We start from the raw sequence: 16725 nt of genomic DNA, 5'->3' as shown, positions 1-16725 counted from the left end.
ACTTTCCGGCGCCTGGGGGCCAAAGTGCCGGCAGCCGGTGACGACGGGCAACCCCTAGCAGCGGCGCCGGACGGTGTCCAGGGTGCCCACGACCGGAACGGCGCAATGGCCCTAGGGGTTGAGGTTAGGGGGGACGCGCGGTCTAGCGTGGCGCGGGAGGGACCATGACCGACCTCGCGGACCGCCAGGCGCGGGCGCAGATGGCGCTGTGGCAGGACCACTTGCGGGCCGTCAGCGACCGCGGCGACCCGTACGCGCAGTTGCTGCGCGCGCCGGAGGACCCGTACCCGCTCTACGAGCACGTGCGCGCCCGCGGCCCGTTGCACCGCAGCGGGTTGGGCGTGTGGGTGACCGCGAGCCACAAGCTGGCCAACAAGGTGTTGCGGGACAAGCGGTTCGGCGTGCGCCGCGCGGACGGCACGAAGGCGCCGGAGTTCATGCCGTTCGACAACTCCATGCTCGGCCTCGACCCGCCGGAGCACACCAGGCTGCGCAAGCTGTCGGTGCCCTCGCTCAACCCGCGCAGGCTCCAGCGGTGGACCCCGGTGGCCGAGCAGGTGTCCGACGAGCTGATCGACCGGATCCTGGCCGGGCGCGCGGAGTTCAACCTGATGAGCGCCTTCGCCCAGCAGTTGCCGCTGCGGGTGATCGGCGACCTCGTCGGCATCCCGCAGCGGCACCGGCGGTCGTTCTTCCAGCTCAGCAGGCGGATGGCGTACCTGCTCGACGGCGTCGCCTCGGTCGAGGTGGCCAGGGACGTGCGGGCCGCGATCGCCGAGATGACGGTCATGTTCACCGACATCATCGCCGAGCGCCGGGCCGACCCGGCCGACGACCTGATCAGCGACCTGCTGCCCGCCGTGGACGACGGCCGCCTGGCGATGGACGAACTGGTGCCGCTGTGCATGTTCCTCCCGTTGGCGGGCACCGAGACCACGGTCAACCTCATCGGCAACGCGGTGCGCGCGCTGCTGCGGCACCCGGAGCAGTGGGAGATGTTCAAGGCCGACCCCTCGCTCGCCCCCGCGGTGGTGCAGGAGACGTTGCGCTACGACACCCCGGTCCAGCAGTACCGGCGCATCGCGCACACCGATGTCGAGCTCGACGGCCACCTGGTCCCGGCTGGCACGGAACTGGCGATCTGCGCGGGCGCGGCCAACCGAGACCCGGAGGTCTATTCCGCGCCGGAGCGTTTCGACATCACCCGGGAATCGGGTCCGGACACGTTGTCCTTTTCCGCCGGAATCCATTTCTGCCTCGGCGCGGCGCTGGCGCGGATCGAGGCCGAGATCGCGTTGGTCGCGCTCGCCGCGCGGCTGCCGGACCTGCGCCGGGTCGGCCAGGTGCGGCGCCGGGATTCCTTTATTATCAGGGGGATGCTCCAGTTCCCGGTGGCCGTGCGGTAGTAGGGGCCTGCTAGGGGTTGTCCGGTCGGGACCGCCGTCTTTATGGTTGGCGCGCGGAAGAGGTGCCAATTGCGCGCGGTGCGGTTTCCGCGCGCCCGCAGCCGGTCGTGCGCCGCCCGAGAGGTCCTGGTAGATGGCAGACAAAGAGACCCTCCGCGACTACCTGAAACTGGTGACGGCGGACCTGCGCCAGACCAAGGCCCGGCTCCGCGAGGTCGAGGCAGGCGCGCGCGAGCCCATCGCCGTGGTGGGCATGGCCTGCCACTACCCCGGCGGCGTCAGCTCCCCGGAGGACCTGTGGCGGCTGGTCGAGACCGGCGGCGACGGCATCACCGGGTTCCCGGACGACCGCGGCTGGGACGTCCGCATCGCCGACGACCCCGACACCCCGGGCACCAGCTACGTCGACGCCGGCGGGTTCGTCGCCGACGCCGCGGCGTTCGACCCGGCGTTCTTCGGCATCTCCCCGCGCGAGGCGCTGGCGATGGACCCGCAGCAACGGCTGCTGCTGCGCGCGTCGTGGGAGGCGCTGGAGCGGGCGGGCATCGACCCGGAGTCGTTGCGCGGCAGCCGAACCGGGGTGTTCGCGGGCAGCAACGACCAGAGCTACCTGTCGCTGCTGGTCGGCGACCCGCAGGGCACCGAGGGCTATCTCCTGACCGGCGGCGCGACGGCGGTGACCTCGGGTCGCGTCGCGTACGTGCTCGGGCTGGAGGGGCCCGCGGTCACGGTCGACACGGCGTGTTCGTCGTCGCTGGTGGCCATGCACCTGGCCGCTCAGTCCCTGCGCACCGGTGAGAGCACCCTCGCGCTGGCGGGCGGCGTGACGGTCATGGCGACGGCCGGTGTCTTCACCGAGTTCAGCCGCCAGCGCGGTCTGGCCGCGGACGGCCGCTGCAAGTCCTTCGCCGACGCCGCGGACGGCACCGGGTGGTCCGAGGGCGTGGGCGTCCTCGTGCTGGAGCGCCTGTCGGACGCCGAGCGCAACGGCCACCGGGTCCTCGCGCTCCTGCGCGGCTCCGCGGTGAACTCCGACGGCGCCTCCAACGGCCTGACCGCGCCCAACGGCCCGTCCCAGCAGCGCGTGATCCTCTCCGCGCTCGCCTCCGCCGATCTCGCACCGTCCGATGTGGACGCTGTGGAGGGGCACGGCACGGGGACGGTCCTCGGCGACCCGATCGAGGCCCAGGCCCTGCTCGCCACCTACGGCCAGGGCCGGGCGGCGCCGCTGTGGCTCGGGTCGATCAAGTCGAACATCGGCCACGCCCAGTCCGCCGCCGGTGTCGCGGGCGTGATCAAGGTGATCCAGTCCCTCCGCGCCGAGGTCCTCCCGCGGACCCTGCACGTGGACGCGCCTTCCCGTCAGATCGACTGGTCGGCGGGCGCGGTGTCGCTGCTGACTGCCAACCAGCCGTGGCCGCGTGGTGAACGGGTCCGGCGCGCGGGGGTGTCGGCGTTCGGGGTGAGCGGCACCAACGCGCACGTGATCGTCGAGGAAGCCCCGGCTCCGGCCGACCCGTTGCCCGCCGTCGCGGCGGAAAGTCGCACGGCCGGTGGTGCACCGCTGGTGGTGTCGGCCCGCTCTGACGCGGCGCTGTGCGAGCTGGGCGCCCGGCTCCAGGACGTCGAGGCGGACCTGGGTGATGTCGCGTGGTCCTTGGCGACGACGCGAACGGACCTGGACCGGCGTGCGGTCGCGTTCGGGGCCGAGGGCTTGCGGATGCTGGCGGCGGGCGTCGACTCGCCCGCGGTGGTGCGCGGTGAGGTGACACCGGGGAAGCTGGCGTTCCTCTTCACCGGGCAGGGGTCTCAGCGGCTGGGCATGGGCGAGGGGCTGCGGGTCTTCCCGGCGTTCGTTGCCGCGTACGACGAGGTTCTGGCGTTGCTGCCCGGTTTCACGCTGGACTCGGCGGAAGCCCTTGAGCAGACGGCCAACGCGCAGGTGGGCCTGTTCGCCCTCGAGGTCGCTCTGTTCCGGTTGCTGGAGTCCTGGGGTGTCCGCCCCGACGTGCTGATCGGCCACTCCATCGGCGAGGTGGCCGCCGCCCATGTCGCGGGCATCCTGTCCCTCCCCGACGCCTGCACCCTGGTCACCGCCCGTGCCCGTCTCATGCAGGCCCTGCCGCCCGGCGGCGCGATGCTGGCCGTGGAGATCTCCGAGTCCGATCTGGCTGTCGAGTTCCCCGAAGGTCTCCCTGCGGGCGTGGACCTGGCGGCGGTGAACTCGGATCGTTCGATTGTCGTATCGGGGGATCGTGGGATTATTGAACTGTTGGATCGTAGGTTTGTTGAACAATCGCGCCGGGTGAAGCGGCTGCAGGTCTCGCACGCCTTCCACTCACATCTGATGGACCCGATGCTGAGCGAGTTCGAGCGGGTCGCGGCGGGGCTGTCGTTCGGCAGCCCGACGATCCCGCTGATCAGCACCTCCACCGGCGACCCGAGCACGCCGGAGTACTGGGTGCGGCAGGTCCGGGAGACCGTCCGGTTCGCGGGGGCGGTCGAACGCGCCGGGGCCACGCACCACTTGGAGCTCGGGCCGGACGGCGTCCTGTCCGCGATGGTCGACGGCACCGCCACCCTGCGCGCGGGACGTGACGAACCCGAGACCCTGCTGCGCGCGGTGGCGGCCCTGCACGTCGTCGGTGTTTCCGTCGACTGGCGGGCCGTGCTCGGTGGCGGCCGTGTCGTCGATCTCCCCACGTACCCCTTCGCCCGCGAGCGCTACTGGCCGCGCCCCGGACTCCCCGCCGCGTTCGGCGTCACCGGCCACCCCCTGCTCACCGGCTCCGTCGAAGGCCCGGACGGCCACCTCTTCACCGCCCGCCTCGACGCATCCACCCACCCCTGGCTCGCCGACCACGTCATCAACGGCCAGATCGTCCTGCCGGGCACCGCGTACGTCGAGATGGCCCTCCACGCGGGTGTCCGCCTCGGCGCCCCCGCGCTCACCGAACTCGTCCTGGAGAGCCCACTGGTTCTCCCAGCGGCAGGCCAGATCGACCTCCAGCTGACCACGACCCCCACCGACTCCGGTCACGCGCTGACAGTCCACTCCAGACAAGACAGCACCTGGACCCGGCACGCCACCGGCACCCTCGCTCCGGCCGAGGTCCGCGACCACGACCTCACCCAGTGGCCCCCGGCGGACGCCGAACCGGTCGATCCTGCTCACGTCTACGACCGTCTCGCCGCAGCCGGTTTGGTCTACGGCCCCACGTTCCAGGCCATCCGCGAGGTCTGGACAAGCGGCGACGACGTCTACGTCGACCTGGCCACCGACGAACGCGGCTACCTGGTCCACCCCGCGCTCCTCGACGGCGCCCTCCAGGCCGTCGCCGCCCGTGGTGGTAGCCAGGAAGCGGGTATCCCCTTCACCTGGGCCGGGGTCACCCTCGGTGCGCCCGGCGCGTCCGAACTCCGGGCAAGGGTGTCCCCGACACCGGGCGGCGGGTTCAGCGTCGTGGCCATCAACCCGGCGGGTGAGTTGGTCGTCGAGGTCGAGCGCGTCATCACCCGACCTCAGCGCGCCAACACCGCCGACCTCTACAGCGTCACCTGGTCCCCGGTCGCCACGGACAAGCCGGTTCCGCCGCACATCGTGCTCGAACCCTCCACTGTGGATGACCTGCTTCCCCGGCTGCACAAGGCGCTGGCTGGGGGCGATCTCATCGTCGTCCGCACGGACCACGCGGTACGGGCGATCCCGGGCGATGATGTGGACCCGACCAAGGCCGCCATCTGGGGCTTGGTCCGCTCCGCCCAGTCCGAGCACCCCGGCCGCATCGTCCTGGTCGACGGCGACGACATCGATCAGGCCCTCGCCACCGGCGAACCCCAGGTGGCCATCCGCACCGATGCCCTCGTGCCCCGATTGTCCCCTGTGGACACCGGCCTCGCTGTCCCCGGCCTGCCCTGGCGCCTGGACATCACCGAACGCGGCACCCTCGACAACCTCGTCCTCACCCCGGTGACTCCCCGCGAACTCGGCGATCGTGAGGTCAGGGTCGAGGTCCGCGCCGCAGGGCTCAACTTCCGCGACGTCCTCAACGCCCTGGGCATGTACCCGGGCGAGGTCGACCTCGGCGGCGAGACCGCGGGAGTGGTCACCGAGGTAGGCCCGCGGGTGACCGGGTTCCAGGCGGGTGACCGCGTTCTGGGCCTCGTCACCGGCGCCATCGGCACCGAGGCGATCACCGACGAGCGCCTGCTCGCCCCCATCCCCGCCTGCTGGTCTTTCGTCACCGCCGCCGCGATCCCGGTGGTCTACGCCACCGCCTACTACGGCCTGGTCGACCTCGCGGACCTCCAGCCCGGCGAGTCGGTCCTCATCCACGCCGCCGCCGGTGGTGTCGGAACGGCCGCCGTCCAGCTCGCCCGCCACCTCGGCGCCGAGGTCTACGGCACCGCCAGCCCCGCCAAGTGGCCCGCCACCGGACTCGCCGACGACCACCTCTCGTCGTCGCGGGACCTCGCGTTCGCCACGAAGTTCCCGCAGGTCGACGTTGTCCTCAACGCCCTGGCCGGCGAGTTCGTGGACGCCTCGCTCGGCCTGCTGCGCCCTGGCGGCCGGTTCATCGAGATGGGCAAGACCGACGTCCGCTCCGGCGTCCCCGGCTACCGCGCGTTCGACCTCGGCGAGGCCGGGCCGGACCGCATCGGCGAGATCCTCACCCGGGTCATGGCCCTGTTCGCCGAGGGCGCGCTCACCCCGCCGCCGATCCGGGCCTGGGACGTGCGGCGCGCGGCCGAGGCGTTCCGGTTCGTCGGCCAGGGCGGCCACACCGGCAAGGTCGTCCTCACCCTGCCCCGCACCCTCGACCCGGACGGCACCGTCCTGATCACCGGCGGCACCGGCGCACTCGGTCAGGCGCTGGCCCGCCACCTGCTGGACACCGGCGTCCGCGATGTGGTCCTGGTCAGCCGGTCCGGGCGCGCGGTGGTCGACGGCGCGAGGTCCGTGGCCTGCGACATCACCGACCGCGCCGCGCTCAGCAGCATCATCGCCGACCTCCCTGCGTTGACCGGCGTGTTCCACCTGGCAGGCGTGCTGGACGACGGCCTGGTCGAGTCGCTCACGCCGGACCGGCTCGCCGCCGTCCTGGCACCGAAAGCGATTGCGGCCCAGTACCTGCACGAGCTGACCGACCCGGACGTCTTCGTCCTGTTCTCCTCGATCGCGGGCACCTTCGGCAGCCCCGGCCAGGCCAACTACGCCGCCGCCAACGCCTACCTCGACGCCCTCGCCACCGCGCGCCAGTCCGCCGGTCTGCCCGGCCTGTCGCTGGCCTGGGGCGCCTGGGCGACCGAGGGCGGCATGCTGGGATCCCTCGGTGAGGCCGAGGTCGCCAGGATCGCCCGCTCCGGCTACCCGCCGCTGACCGTCCACCATGGTCTGTCGCTCCTGGACAGTGCGCTGGCCCTCGCAGGCCCGGTGATCGTCCCGCTCGCCCTGGACCGCCCGACACTGGCCACCAAACCGGTGCCGCCGCTGCTGACCGCGCTGGTCCGGCCCGCCGCGACCGCCAAGGTCGACACCTCGCGTCTCGACGACCTGGTCTGCGCCCAGACCGCCGCCGTGCTGGGCTTCCCGTCCGCCGCGTCGATCGACCCGCGCCGTCCGTTCAAGGACCTGGGGTTCGACTCGCTCACCGCCGTCGAACTCCGCAACTCCCTCGCCCTCAAGATCGGTAAGCCGCTCCCGGCCAGCCTGGTGTTCGACCACCCGACGCCCGCCGCTGTAGCCGATCACCTGCGGCAACTCCTCGCCGCTGCCCCGGTTGCCAAGCGCACGGCCACGAAGCGGGTCACCGACGACCGCATCGCGATCGTCGGCATGGCCTGCCGGTTCCCCGGCGGCGCGAACACCCCCGAGGCGTTGTGGCAGCTGCTGGTCGACGAGGTCGACACCATCGGCGCCGTCCCGAGCGACCGGGGTTGGACCGATCACGGCTTCGTCGGTGGATTCCTGCACGACGCCCCCGACTTCGACGCGGCGTTCTTCTCGATCTCCCCGCGCGAGGCCCTGGCCATGGACCCGCAGCAACGTCTCCTGCTGGAGACGTCGTGGGAGGCCGCCGAGCGCGCGGGCATCGACCCGACCCAGCTCAAGGGCAGCCGCACCGGTGTCTTCATCGGCACCGCGACCTCCGGCTACGGCATCGGCCGCTTCGACATCCCGGACGGCTCCCGCCCGCACATGCTCACCGGCGCCGCGACCAGCGTGATCTCCGGCAGGCTCGCCTACGCGCTCGGTTTGGAAGGCCCGGCCCTCACCGTCGACACCGCGTGTTCCAGCAGCCTCGTCGCGCTGCACCTGGCCATCCAGGCGATGCGCAACGGCGAGTGCGACATGGCCCTCGCGGGTGGCGTCACGGTCATGACCACCCCCGGCATGTTCATCGACGCCGCCCAGGGTGGGGCGCTCGCGGCGGACGGCCGGTGCAAGGTGTTCGCCAAGTCCGCCGACGGCACGGGCTGGGGCGAGGGCGTCGGCATGCTGCTCGTCGAGCGGCTTTCCGAGGCGGTCAAGCACAACCACCCGGTCCTGGCGCTGGTCAGGGGATCGGCGGTCAACTCGGACGGCGCGTCCAACGGTCTCACCGCGCCCAACGGTCCGGCCCAGCAGAAGGTCATCGAGCAGGCACTGGCGGGCGCGGGCCTCGCGGCGTCCGATGTGGACGTCCTGGAGGCGCACGGGACCGGCACCGAGCTGGGCGACCCGATCGAGGCCCAGGCCGTCATCGCCACCTACGGCGGTGAGCGCCCGCACCCGCTGCTGCTGGGCTCGGTGAAGACCAACATCGGCCACACCCAGTCCGCCGCCGGGGTCGCGGGTGTCATCAAGATGGTGCTGGCGCTGCGCCACGGCGTCCTCCCGCGTTCGCTGCACATCGATGAGCCCACCCCGCACGTGCCGTGGGACCAGGGTGTCCGGCTGCTCACCGAGCGGCGCGACTGGCCGGAGACCGGGCGTCCCCGCCGCGCCGCCGTGTCGTCGTTCGGGATGAGCGGCACCAATGCCCACACCATCCTGGAGCAGGCGCCCGAGCCCAGGCGCGCGGAGGTCCGACGTGAGTCGGGGCCGTGGTTGCTGTCCGCCCGATCCGCGGCAGGTCTGCGTGCGAGGGCTGCCCAGCTCCACGACCTTGACGCCGACCCGGCCGACATCGCGTTCTCGTTGGCCGCGCGGTCGCGGTTCGAGCACCGGTCCGTCCTCTTGGGACCCGACCACACCGACCAGCTCACCGCCCTCGCCGACGACCGCCCAGTGTCGGGACTCGTGCGCGGCGTGACGGGGCGCACCGGCCGGACGGTGTTCGTCTTCCCCGGCCAGGGTTCTCAATGGCCCGGCATGGCGGACGCGCTCATGGCCGAGTCCGAGGTCTTCCGCCAGTCGGTGCGCGAGTGCGCCGCCGCGCTGGAGCAGCACGTCGACTTCTCCATCGAGGCCGCCCTGCTCGACCAGCCCGGTGCGGCGTCGCTGGACCGCCTGGACGTCGTGCAGCCCGTGCTGTTCGCGATGATGGTGTCGCTGGCGAACCTGTGGCGGGACCGGGGAATCGAGCCGGACGCGGTGGTCGGCCACTCCCAGGGAGAGATCGCCGCCGCGCACGTCGCGGGCGCCTTGACCCTGGCCGATGCCGCGTTGATCGTCGCCGAGCGCAGCAAGCTGTTGACGCGGTTCGTCGGCCAAGGAGCGATGGCGGCCGTGTCCTTGCCGCCGGACGAGGTCAACACCCGCTTGGGGCGCTTCGGTGGCGAACTGACCATCGCCGCCGTCAACGGAGCCCGGTCCGCCGCGGTGGCTGGATCCCATACCGCACTGGATGAACTGGTCGCGGAGCTGGAAGCCGAGCAGGTCCGCGTCCGCCGGGTCCGGATCAACGGCGCCGGACACTCTCCGGTCGTTGACACCGTGCGCGCCGAGGCGCTGGCCGTCCTCGCGCCCGTGTCCCCGCGCCCGTCCGACATCCCGTTCTACTCGACGGTGACCGGCGGCCTGCTCGACACGTCCGGTCTCGACGCGCACTACTGGTTCACCAACATGCGCCGCCCGGTCCAGTTCGCCGCCGCGACCCGCGCGCTGCTCGACGACGGCCACGGCGCGTTCGTCGAGTGCAGCCCGCACCCGGTCCTGGCGAGCGGCATCGGTGAGACCGCGGACGACGCCGGGGTGGCCGACCCGATCGTGCTCGCCACACTGCGCCGCGACGAGGGCGGCCTGGAGCGGTTCACCGTCTCGCTGGCCGAGGCCCACGTGCGGGGGATCGACCCGATCTGGAACCACAGCGGCCACCGGGTCGACCTGCCCACCTACCCGTTCCAGCGCGACCGGTACTGGCTGGAAGCCTTGGAAGACGCGGATTCCAGCGCCGAGGACGCCCGCTTCTGGACTGCCGTCGACCGCGGCGACGCCGACACCTTGGGGATCGACCCGTCCGCCCTGCCCGCTCTGGCCGCGTGGCGGGCGAGGGCCCGCGAAGAGTCCACAGTGGCTGAATGGTCGTACCAGGTCGTGTGGCGGCAGCTGACCGTGCCGAAGTCGCCTGGGCTGTCCGGCGCTTGGGCCATCATCGCCGGTGCGCACGATGAACTGGCCGCTCGGTTCGCCGCCGCGATCGCTGCCGCCGGTGGTGAGCCGCAGGTCGTGGCCGAGGTGCCCGCTGGGGGCACGTTCGCCGGTGTGGTGTCCTTGCTGGACTTGGGCACCGCGCCGGACCAGGTGTTGGCGGCCGTCAAGTCCGATGGGCCGCTGTGGCTGGTCACCCGGGGTGCGGTGTCGGTCGGGCGGACCGACCCGCTGCGTGATCCGGCGCAGGCCCAGATCTGGGGACTCGGCCTGGTCGCCACCCTGGAACGGCCGTCGCAGGTCAGCGGCGTGCTCGACCTGCCCGCGGAGGCCGACGACCGGGCTATTGCCCGCGCGGTGGCCGCGTTCGCGGGGGACGAGGACCAGGTCGCCATCAGGCCCTGGGGCGTGTTCGGCCGCCGCATGGTCCGGTCAGGCGAACTCCCCGCCGCGCGATCGTGGCGTCCACAAGGGACTGTCCTGGTCACGGGCGGCACAGGCGCGCTGGGTGCCAGGGTCGCCAGGTGGCTCGCCGACAACGGGGCCGAGAAGATCATCCTGACCAGCCGCCGGGGCTTGGCCGCTCCGGGTGCGCGGGAACTGGTGGATGAGCTGGGCGTTGTCGTCGTCGCGTGCGATGTCGCCGACCGGGACGCCGTCGCCGCGCTACTGGCCGAACACCCCGTCAACGTCGTCGTCCACGCCGCGGGAGTCGCGCAGTCCACGCCCGTCGCGGACATCACGGCAGAGGAGTTGGCGCAGATCACTGCCGCCAAGGTCGCGGGCGCCACGCACCTCGACGAACTCGCGGGCGACTTGGACGCGTTCATCCTGTTCTCCTCCGGTGCCGCGACCTGGGGCGGAGCCGGGCAAGGGGCCTACGCGGCGGGCAACGCCCACCTCGACGCCCTCGCCCAACAGCGCCGCGCCCACGGCCGTCCGGCCACGTCGATCGCCTGGGGCGGCTGGGCCGATGGGGGCATGGCCGATGCCGCCGCGGTCGCCGCCCTGGGGCGTCGCGGCTTGCGTCCGATGGCCCCCGACTCCGCCATCGCCGCACTCCAGCGCGCCATGGACGCCGACGTCACCTGCCTGACCGTCGCCGACATCGACTGGCCGCGCTTCGCCCCCGGCTACACCGCCGCCCGCCCGCGCCCGCTGATCGCCGAGATCCCCGAGGCCGTCGTGGAGGACATCGCGACCGAGAGCGACGACCTGCGCGACCGGGTCGTCGCCCTGCCCGAGGCCGACCGCGCCGGGTACTTGCTCGACCTCGTCCGCACCCAGGCCGCCGCCGCGCTCGGGTACGCCGACGCCACCACGGTCGAACCGGACCGGGCGTTCCGCGACCTCGGGTTCGACTCGCTCACGGCCGTAGACGTACGCAACCGTCTCACCGCGGCGACCGGCAGGCGTCTCCCGGCGACCCTGGTGTTCGACTACCCCACTCCGCGCGCCCTCGCCGGTCACCTGCTGGCGGACGTGCTCGGGCTGGAGGCGGTCACCCAGGTCGAGGCGAGGGCGTCCGACGAGCCCATCGCGATCATCGGCATGAGCTGCCGCTACCCCGGCGGCGTCGACTCGCCGGAAGACCTGTGGCGGCTGGTGATGGCGGGCACCGACGCCATCACGCCGTTCCCGGACGACCGCGGCTGGGACCTCGACGCGCTCTACCACCCGGACCCCGACCACCCCGGCACCTCGTACGTGCGCGAAGGCGGGTTCGTCCACGACGCGGGGCACTTCGACGCCGAGTTCTTCGGCATCAGCCCGCGCGAGGCGACCGCGACGGACCCGCAGCAGCGGATGTTGCTGGAAGCCACCTGGGAAGCCTTCGAACGGGCCGGGATCGACCCGGCGACCCGGCGCGGCAGCCGGGCGGGCGTGTTCGTCGGCACCTCGTTCGTCGGGTACGGCATCGGCGCGCTCGCACCGGGGAGTGACGCCGAGGGCTTCTTCCTCTCCGGGACCGGCACCGCCGCCGCGTCCGGGCGCGTGTCGTACACGTTCGGCCTGGAAGGTCCGGCGGTCACGGTCGACACGGCGTGCTCGTCTTCGCTGGTCGCGATTCACCTTGCCGTGCAGGCGTTGCGGCGCGGCGAGTGTGACCTCGCGGTGGCGGGCGGCGTGGCCGTGCTGCCGTCGCCGACCTCGTTCACCGAGTTCAGCAGGCAGCGCGGGCTCGCCACTGACGGGCGTTGCAAGCCGTTCTCCGCGGCCGCCGATGGAACCGGTTGGGGCGAGGGCGTTGGCGTGATCCTCGTGCAGCGGCTGTCTGACGCTGTGCGGGACGGGCACCACGTGCTGGCGGTGGTGCGGGGTAGTGCGATCAACCAGGACGGTGCCTCCAATGGTCTGACGGCACCGAATGGGCCTTCGCAGCAGCGGGTGATCCGGGCGGCGCTCGCGGACGCAGGCTTGACTCCGTCTGATGTGGACGTTGTCGAGGCGCACGGAACCGGCACCACGTTGGGCGATCCGATCGAGGCGCAGGCGGTGATCGCGACCTACGGGCAGGGGCGTGAGGTTCCGCTGCTGCTCGGGTCGGTGAAGTCGAACATCGGGCACACGCAGTCCGCGTCCGGCGTGGCCGGCGTGATCAAGACGGTGCTGGCGCTGCGGCACGGAGTGGTGCCCAAGACGCTGCACATCGACGAGCCGACGCCGCACGTCGACTGGAACGCCGGTGCGGTGGAACTCGCCGCTGAGACGGTGCCGTGGCCCGCTGTCGACCGGCTTCGTCGGGCTGGCGTGTCGTCCTTCGGCGGCAGCGGGACGAACGCGCACCTGGTGCTGGAGCAGTACCTCGCTGAAGAACCGGAACCCGCTGATGTCGCGGTGCCGGTGCCGTGGGTGCTGTCCGGGCGGACGACTGCTGCGGTCAGGGATCAGGCGGCCAAGCTGCGGGAGTACTTGGTTCAGGAACGGCCGTCCGCCGCTGACGTGGCGTACTCGCTCGCGACCGCGCGAGCCCAGTTCGACCACCGGGCTGCTTTCGTCGCCACAGATCTCGATGCGGCAGTGTCCGCATTGGACAATCTGGACGCGGCTGTCCAGGGGGAGCGGCAAGACGGCAAGGTCGCGTTCGTCTTCCCCGGTCAGGGGTCCCAGTGGGTCGGCATGGCAGCCACACTGGCCGAGTCGAGCGAGGTGTTCGCCGCCGAGTTGCACGCCTGCGCCGATGCCATCGCCGCGCACGTCGACTGGAACCCGTTGGAGGTCCTGACCAGCGGGGACGGGCTGGACCGGGTCGATGTGGTCCAGCCGGTCCTGTTCGCGGTGATGGCGTCACTCGCGGCGCTGTGGCGGTCGCACGGCGTGGAGCCGGACGCGGTCGTCGGTCACTCGCAGGGCGAGATCGCGGCCGCTTACGTTGCTGAAGCACTGAGTCTGGAAGACGCGGCACTCGTGGTGACACGCCGCAGTCAGGCCATCGTCGCGCTGAGCGGACACGGCGGGATGGTGTCGGTGTCGCTCCCGGCCGACGAGGTCCGCGCCCGGTTGACCCGCTACGACGGACGCGTGTCGGTGGCCGCGGTGAACGGGCCCGGCACGGTCGTGGTGGCGGGCGAGGTCGAGCAGTTCCTGGCGGACTGCGAGGCGGACGGTGTTCGGGCCAAACGGATCCCGGTCGACTACGCCTCCCACTCGCCCCAGGTCGAGCGGATCGCCGACGAACTCCGCCGCGTGCTCGCGGGCATCACTCCGAGGGCCGCTCGGGTGCCGTTCCGGTCGACGGTGACCGGGGAATGGCTGGACACGACCACCCTGGACGCCGAGTACTGGTACCGGAACCTGCGCCACACCGTCGAGTTCGAGTCCGCCACCCGTGCGCTGGCCGACGCCGGGTACCGGTTCTTCGTCGAGGTCAGCCCGCATCCGGTGCTGACCCCGGCGATCAGCGAGACGGTGGACGACGTCGTCGCGGTGGGAACCCTGCGGCGGGACGAGGGCGACCTGGCCCGGTTCCTGCTGTCCGCCGCCGAACTGCACGTCCACGGTGGACCGGTCGACCTGACCACGGTGTTCGCCGACCTCCCGGTGCGGGCCGTCGAACTGCCGACCTACGCGTTCCAGCGCAGGCGGTACTGGCTGGAGCTGGTGTCGGGCGGGCTCGGTGACGTCGCTGCCGCCGGTCTCACCGCCGCCGATCACCCGCTGCTGGGCGCCGCCATCCCGCTGGCAGGCGGCGACGGCCTGGTGCTGACCGGCCGGATCTCACCCCGTACGCACCCCTGGCTGGCCGAGCACACCGTCCTGGGGACAATCCTGTTGCCGGGCACCGCGTTCGTCGAGCTCGCCGCCCACGCGGGTGCGCAGGTCGACGCGCCGGACGTCGTCGAGTTGACCCTCGGGACACCGCTGGTGCTCAGCGAGCAGGACGCCGTGTCGTTGCAGGTCGCCGTGGGTTCCCTCGATGACGACGGCCGCCGCACGGTGTCGATCCACTCCAGTGTGGACGGTGTCGAGTGGACCAAGCACGCGTCGGGTCTGCTCGGTGTGGCGGACCCGGTGGAGTTCTCGTGGTCCGAGTCGCGCGAACCCGTCGACCTGGCGGGCTTCTACGAGTCGATCGCCGACCTCGGGTACGGCTACGGTCCGGCGTTCCAGGGCCTGGTCGCCGCGTGGCGGGGCGATGGGGCGCTGTTCGCCGAGGTCCGGCTGCCGGAGGACGTGCCATCGACCGGGTTCGCGATCCACCCGGCCCTGCTCGACGCCGCGCTGCACGGTATCGGCCTGCTGCGCGAAGGCACGGACCGGCCCGCCGAGCTGCCGTTCTCGTGGTCCGGGGTCACCCTGCGGCCGACCGCGGCCAAGACGGTGCTGGCCAGGATCAGCGAGAGCGCCGACGGGATCGAACTGCACGTCACCGACTCGGCGGGCGCCCTGGTCGCGCACGTGCGCTCCCTGGTGGCCCGGCCGATCGGCGCGGAGCTGTCCACCGCCCGCAGGTCCATCTCGGACGCGCTGTTCCGGCTCGACTGGTCCACCCCGATCACCCTCGCCGACCCCGGGACGTCGCGCTGGGCCCTGCTGGGGTCCGACGATCTCGCGCTGGGTGCGGCACTGGTCGACGCGGGCAACGAGGTGAGCACACACGCGGACCTCGACCACCTGCTGGCGAACGTCGACTCGGACGTCGTGGTTGCCCAGTTCATCGGAGCCGGCGACCTCGCTGATGGCGCCGAGGCCGCCACGGTGCGGGCGTTGGAGCTGGTGCGGGCCTGGATCTCCGACGAGCGGGTCGCCGCCGTGCCGCTGGTCATCGCCACTCGCGGTGCTGTCGCGGCGGAGTCGCCGGACCTGGTGGCCGCCCCGGTGTGGGGGTTGTTGCGGTCGGCGCAATCCGAGCACCCGGACCGGTTCCTGCTGGTCGACGTGGATGAACCCGGGCTGCTCGCGGCGGCGGTGTCGTCGGGGGAACCGCAGGTCGCGGTGCGCGGCGGACAAGCCTTCGCGCCCCGCCTGGTCCGGCAGCCGATCACCCCGGGTGAGACCGGACTCGCCGGGCAGGTGCTGGTCACCGGTGCGACGGGGACGCTGGGTGCCGCGCTGGCCCGACACCTCGTGATCGCGCACGGCGTCCGGGACTTGCTCTTGACGAGCCGCTCCGGTCCACAAGCGACCGGCGCGGACGACCTCGTCGCCGACCTGACCGGGCTCGGCGCGCGTGTCACGCTGGTCGCCTGCGATGTGGCTGACCGTGACGCCGTGGTCGCCCTGCTCGCCGAGCACCGGGTGGACGCGGTCGTGCACACGGCGGCGGTGCTCGACGACGGCGTGTTGACCGCGCTCACCCCGGAGCGGGTCGCGAAGGTCATGGCCCCGAAGGTCCGGGGCGCGGTCAACCTGCACGAACTGACCTCCGACCTGACCGCGTTCGTGCTCTTCTCCTCGGCGGCCGGTGTCTTCGGCGGCGCGGGACAGGCCAATTACGCCGCCGCGAACGTCTTCCTCGACGCGCTGGCCCAGCACCGCCGTGCGCAGGGCTTGCCCGGCGTGTCGCTGGCGTGGGGGCCGTGGGCGGAACGCACCGGCATGACCGGGGAACTGACCGACGCCGACGTCCGGCGAGTCATGCGGTCCGGCCTGGGTCAACTGTCCACTGAGGATGGCATGGCGCTGTTCTCGGCCGCGTCGGGGATGGCCGAGTCGGCGTTGGTGCCGATGGTGTTCAGCCCGGGGGCGTTGCGGGGCCGCGGTTCGGTGCCCTCGGTCCTGCGGGCCCTGGTGCGGTCGGACAACCGGGCCGTGGCGGATGTCCGCGCCCGGTTGGACGCGGCGTCGGACGCCGAGCGCGGCCGGATCCTGCTCGAACTGGTGCGCGGCCAGGTCGCCGCCGTGTTGGGCTACCCGGACTCCTCCGCCGTCGCGCCGGACCGGGGATTCCTCGACCTCGGGCTCGACTCGCTCACCGGCGTCGAACTGCGCAACCGCCTCGCCGCCGCGACGGCACTGCGGCTGCCCGCGACGCTGGTGTTCGACCACCCCTCGGCCGGGGCGGTGGCGGAGTTCCTGCGCGGTGAACTGGCCCCCGCGTCGGCCACCGACGAGGTGCTCGCGGAGCTGACCAGGCTGGAACTGACCCTCGGCGGGGTCGAGCAGACCAGCGACCGGGAGCGGGTCGCTGCCCGGCTGCGCGCGCTCGCCGCCAGGTGGGACGCCAAGGCCGAGACGGCCGACCTGGCGGCCGCCTCGGCCGAGGAGATCTTCGACCTGCTCGACAGCGAGTTCGAGAAGTCCTGA

General features: G+C 72.4%; 2 protein-coding genes. Both read left to right on the top strand.

The features are described from left to right. Positions 1-164: 164 nt before the first annotated feature. Positions 165-1406 carry a cytochrome P450 gene (locus BMY07_RS07660; RefSeq protein WP_092775719.1) on the top strand — a complete coding sequence of 414 codons (1242 nt, stop codon included), beginning with the start codon at positions 165-167 and terminating at the stop codon, positions 1404-1406. Positions 1407-1539: 133 nt separating this feature from the next. Continuing rightward, positions 1540-16725: a type I polyketide synthase gene (locus tag BMY07_RS07655; RefSeq protein WP_092775718.1), complete on the top strand. Its 15186-nt coding sequence runs from the start codon at positions 1540-1542 to the stop codon at positions 16723-16725.

Origin of the sequence: Actinokineospora terrae (genome assembly GCF_900111175.1) — a bacterium.
Taxonomy (GTDB): domain Bacteria; phylum Actinomycetota; class Actinomycetes; order Mycobacteriales; family Pseudonocardiaceae; genus Actinokineospora; species Actinokineospora terrae.
The sequence above is the reverse complement of the archived record's forward strand: the minus strand, read 5'-3'. Positions and strand labels throughout refer to the sequence as shown.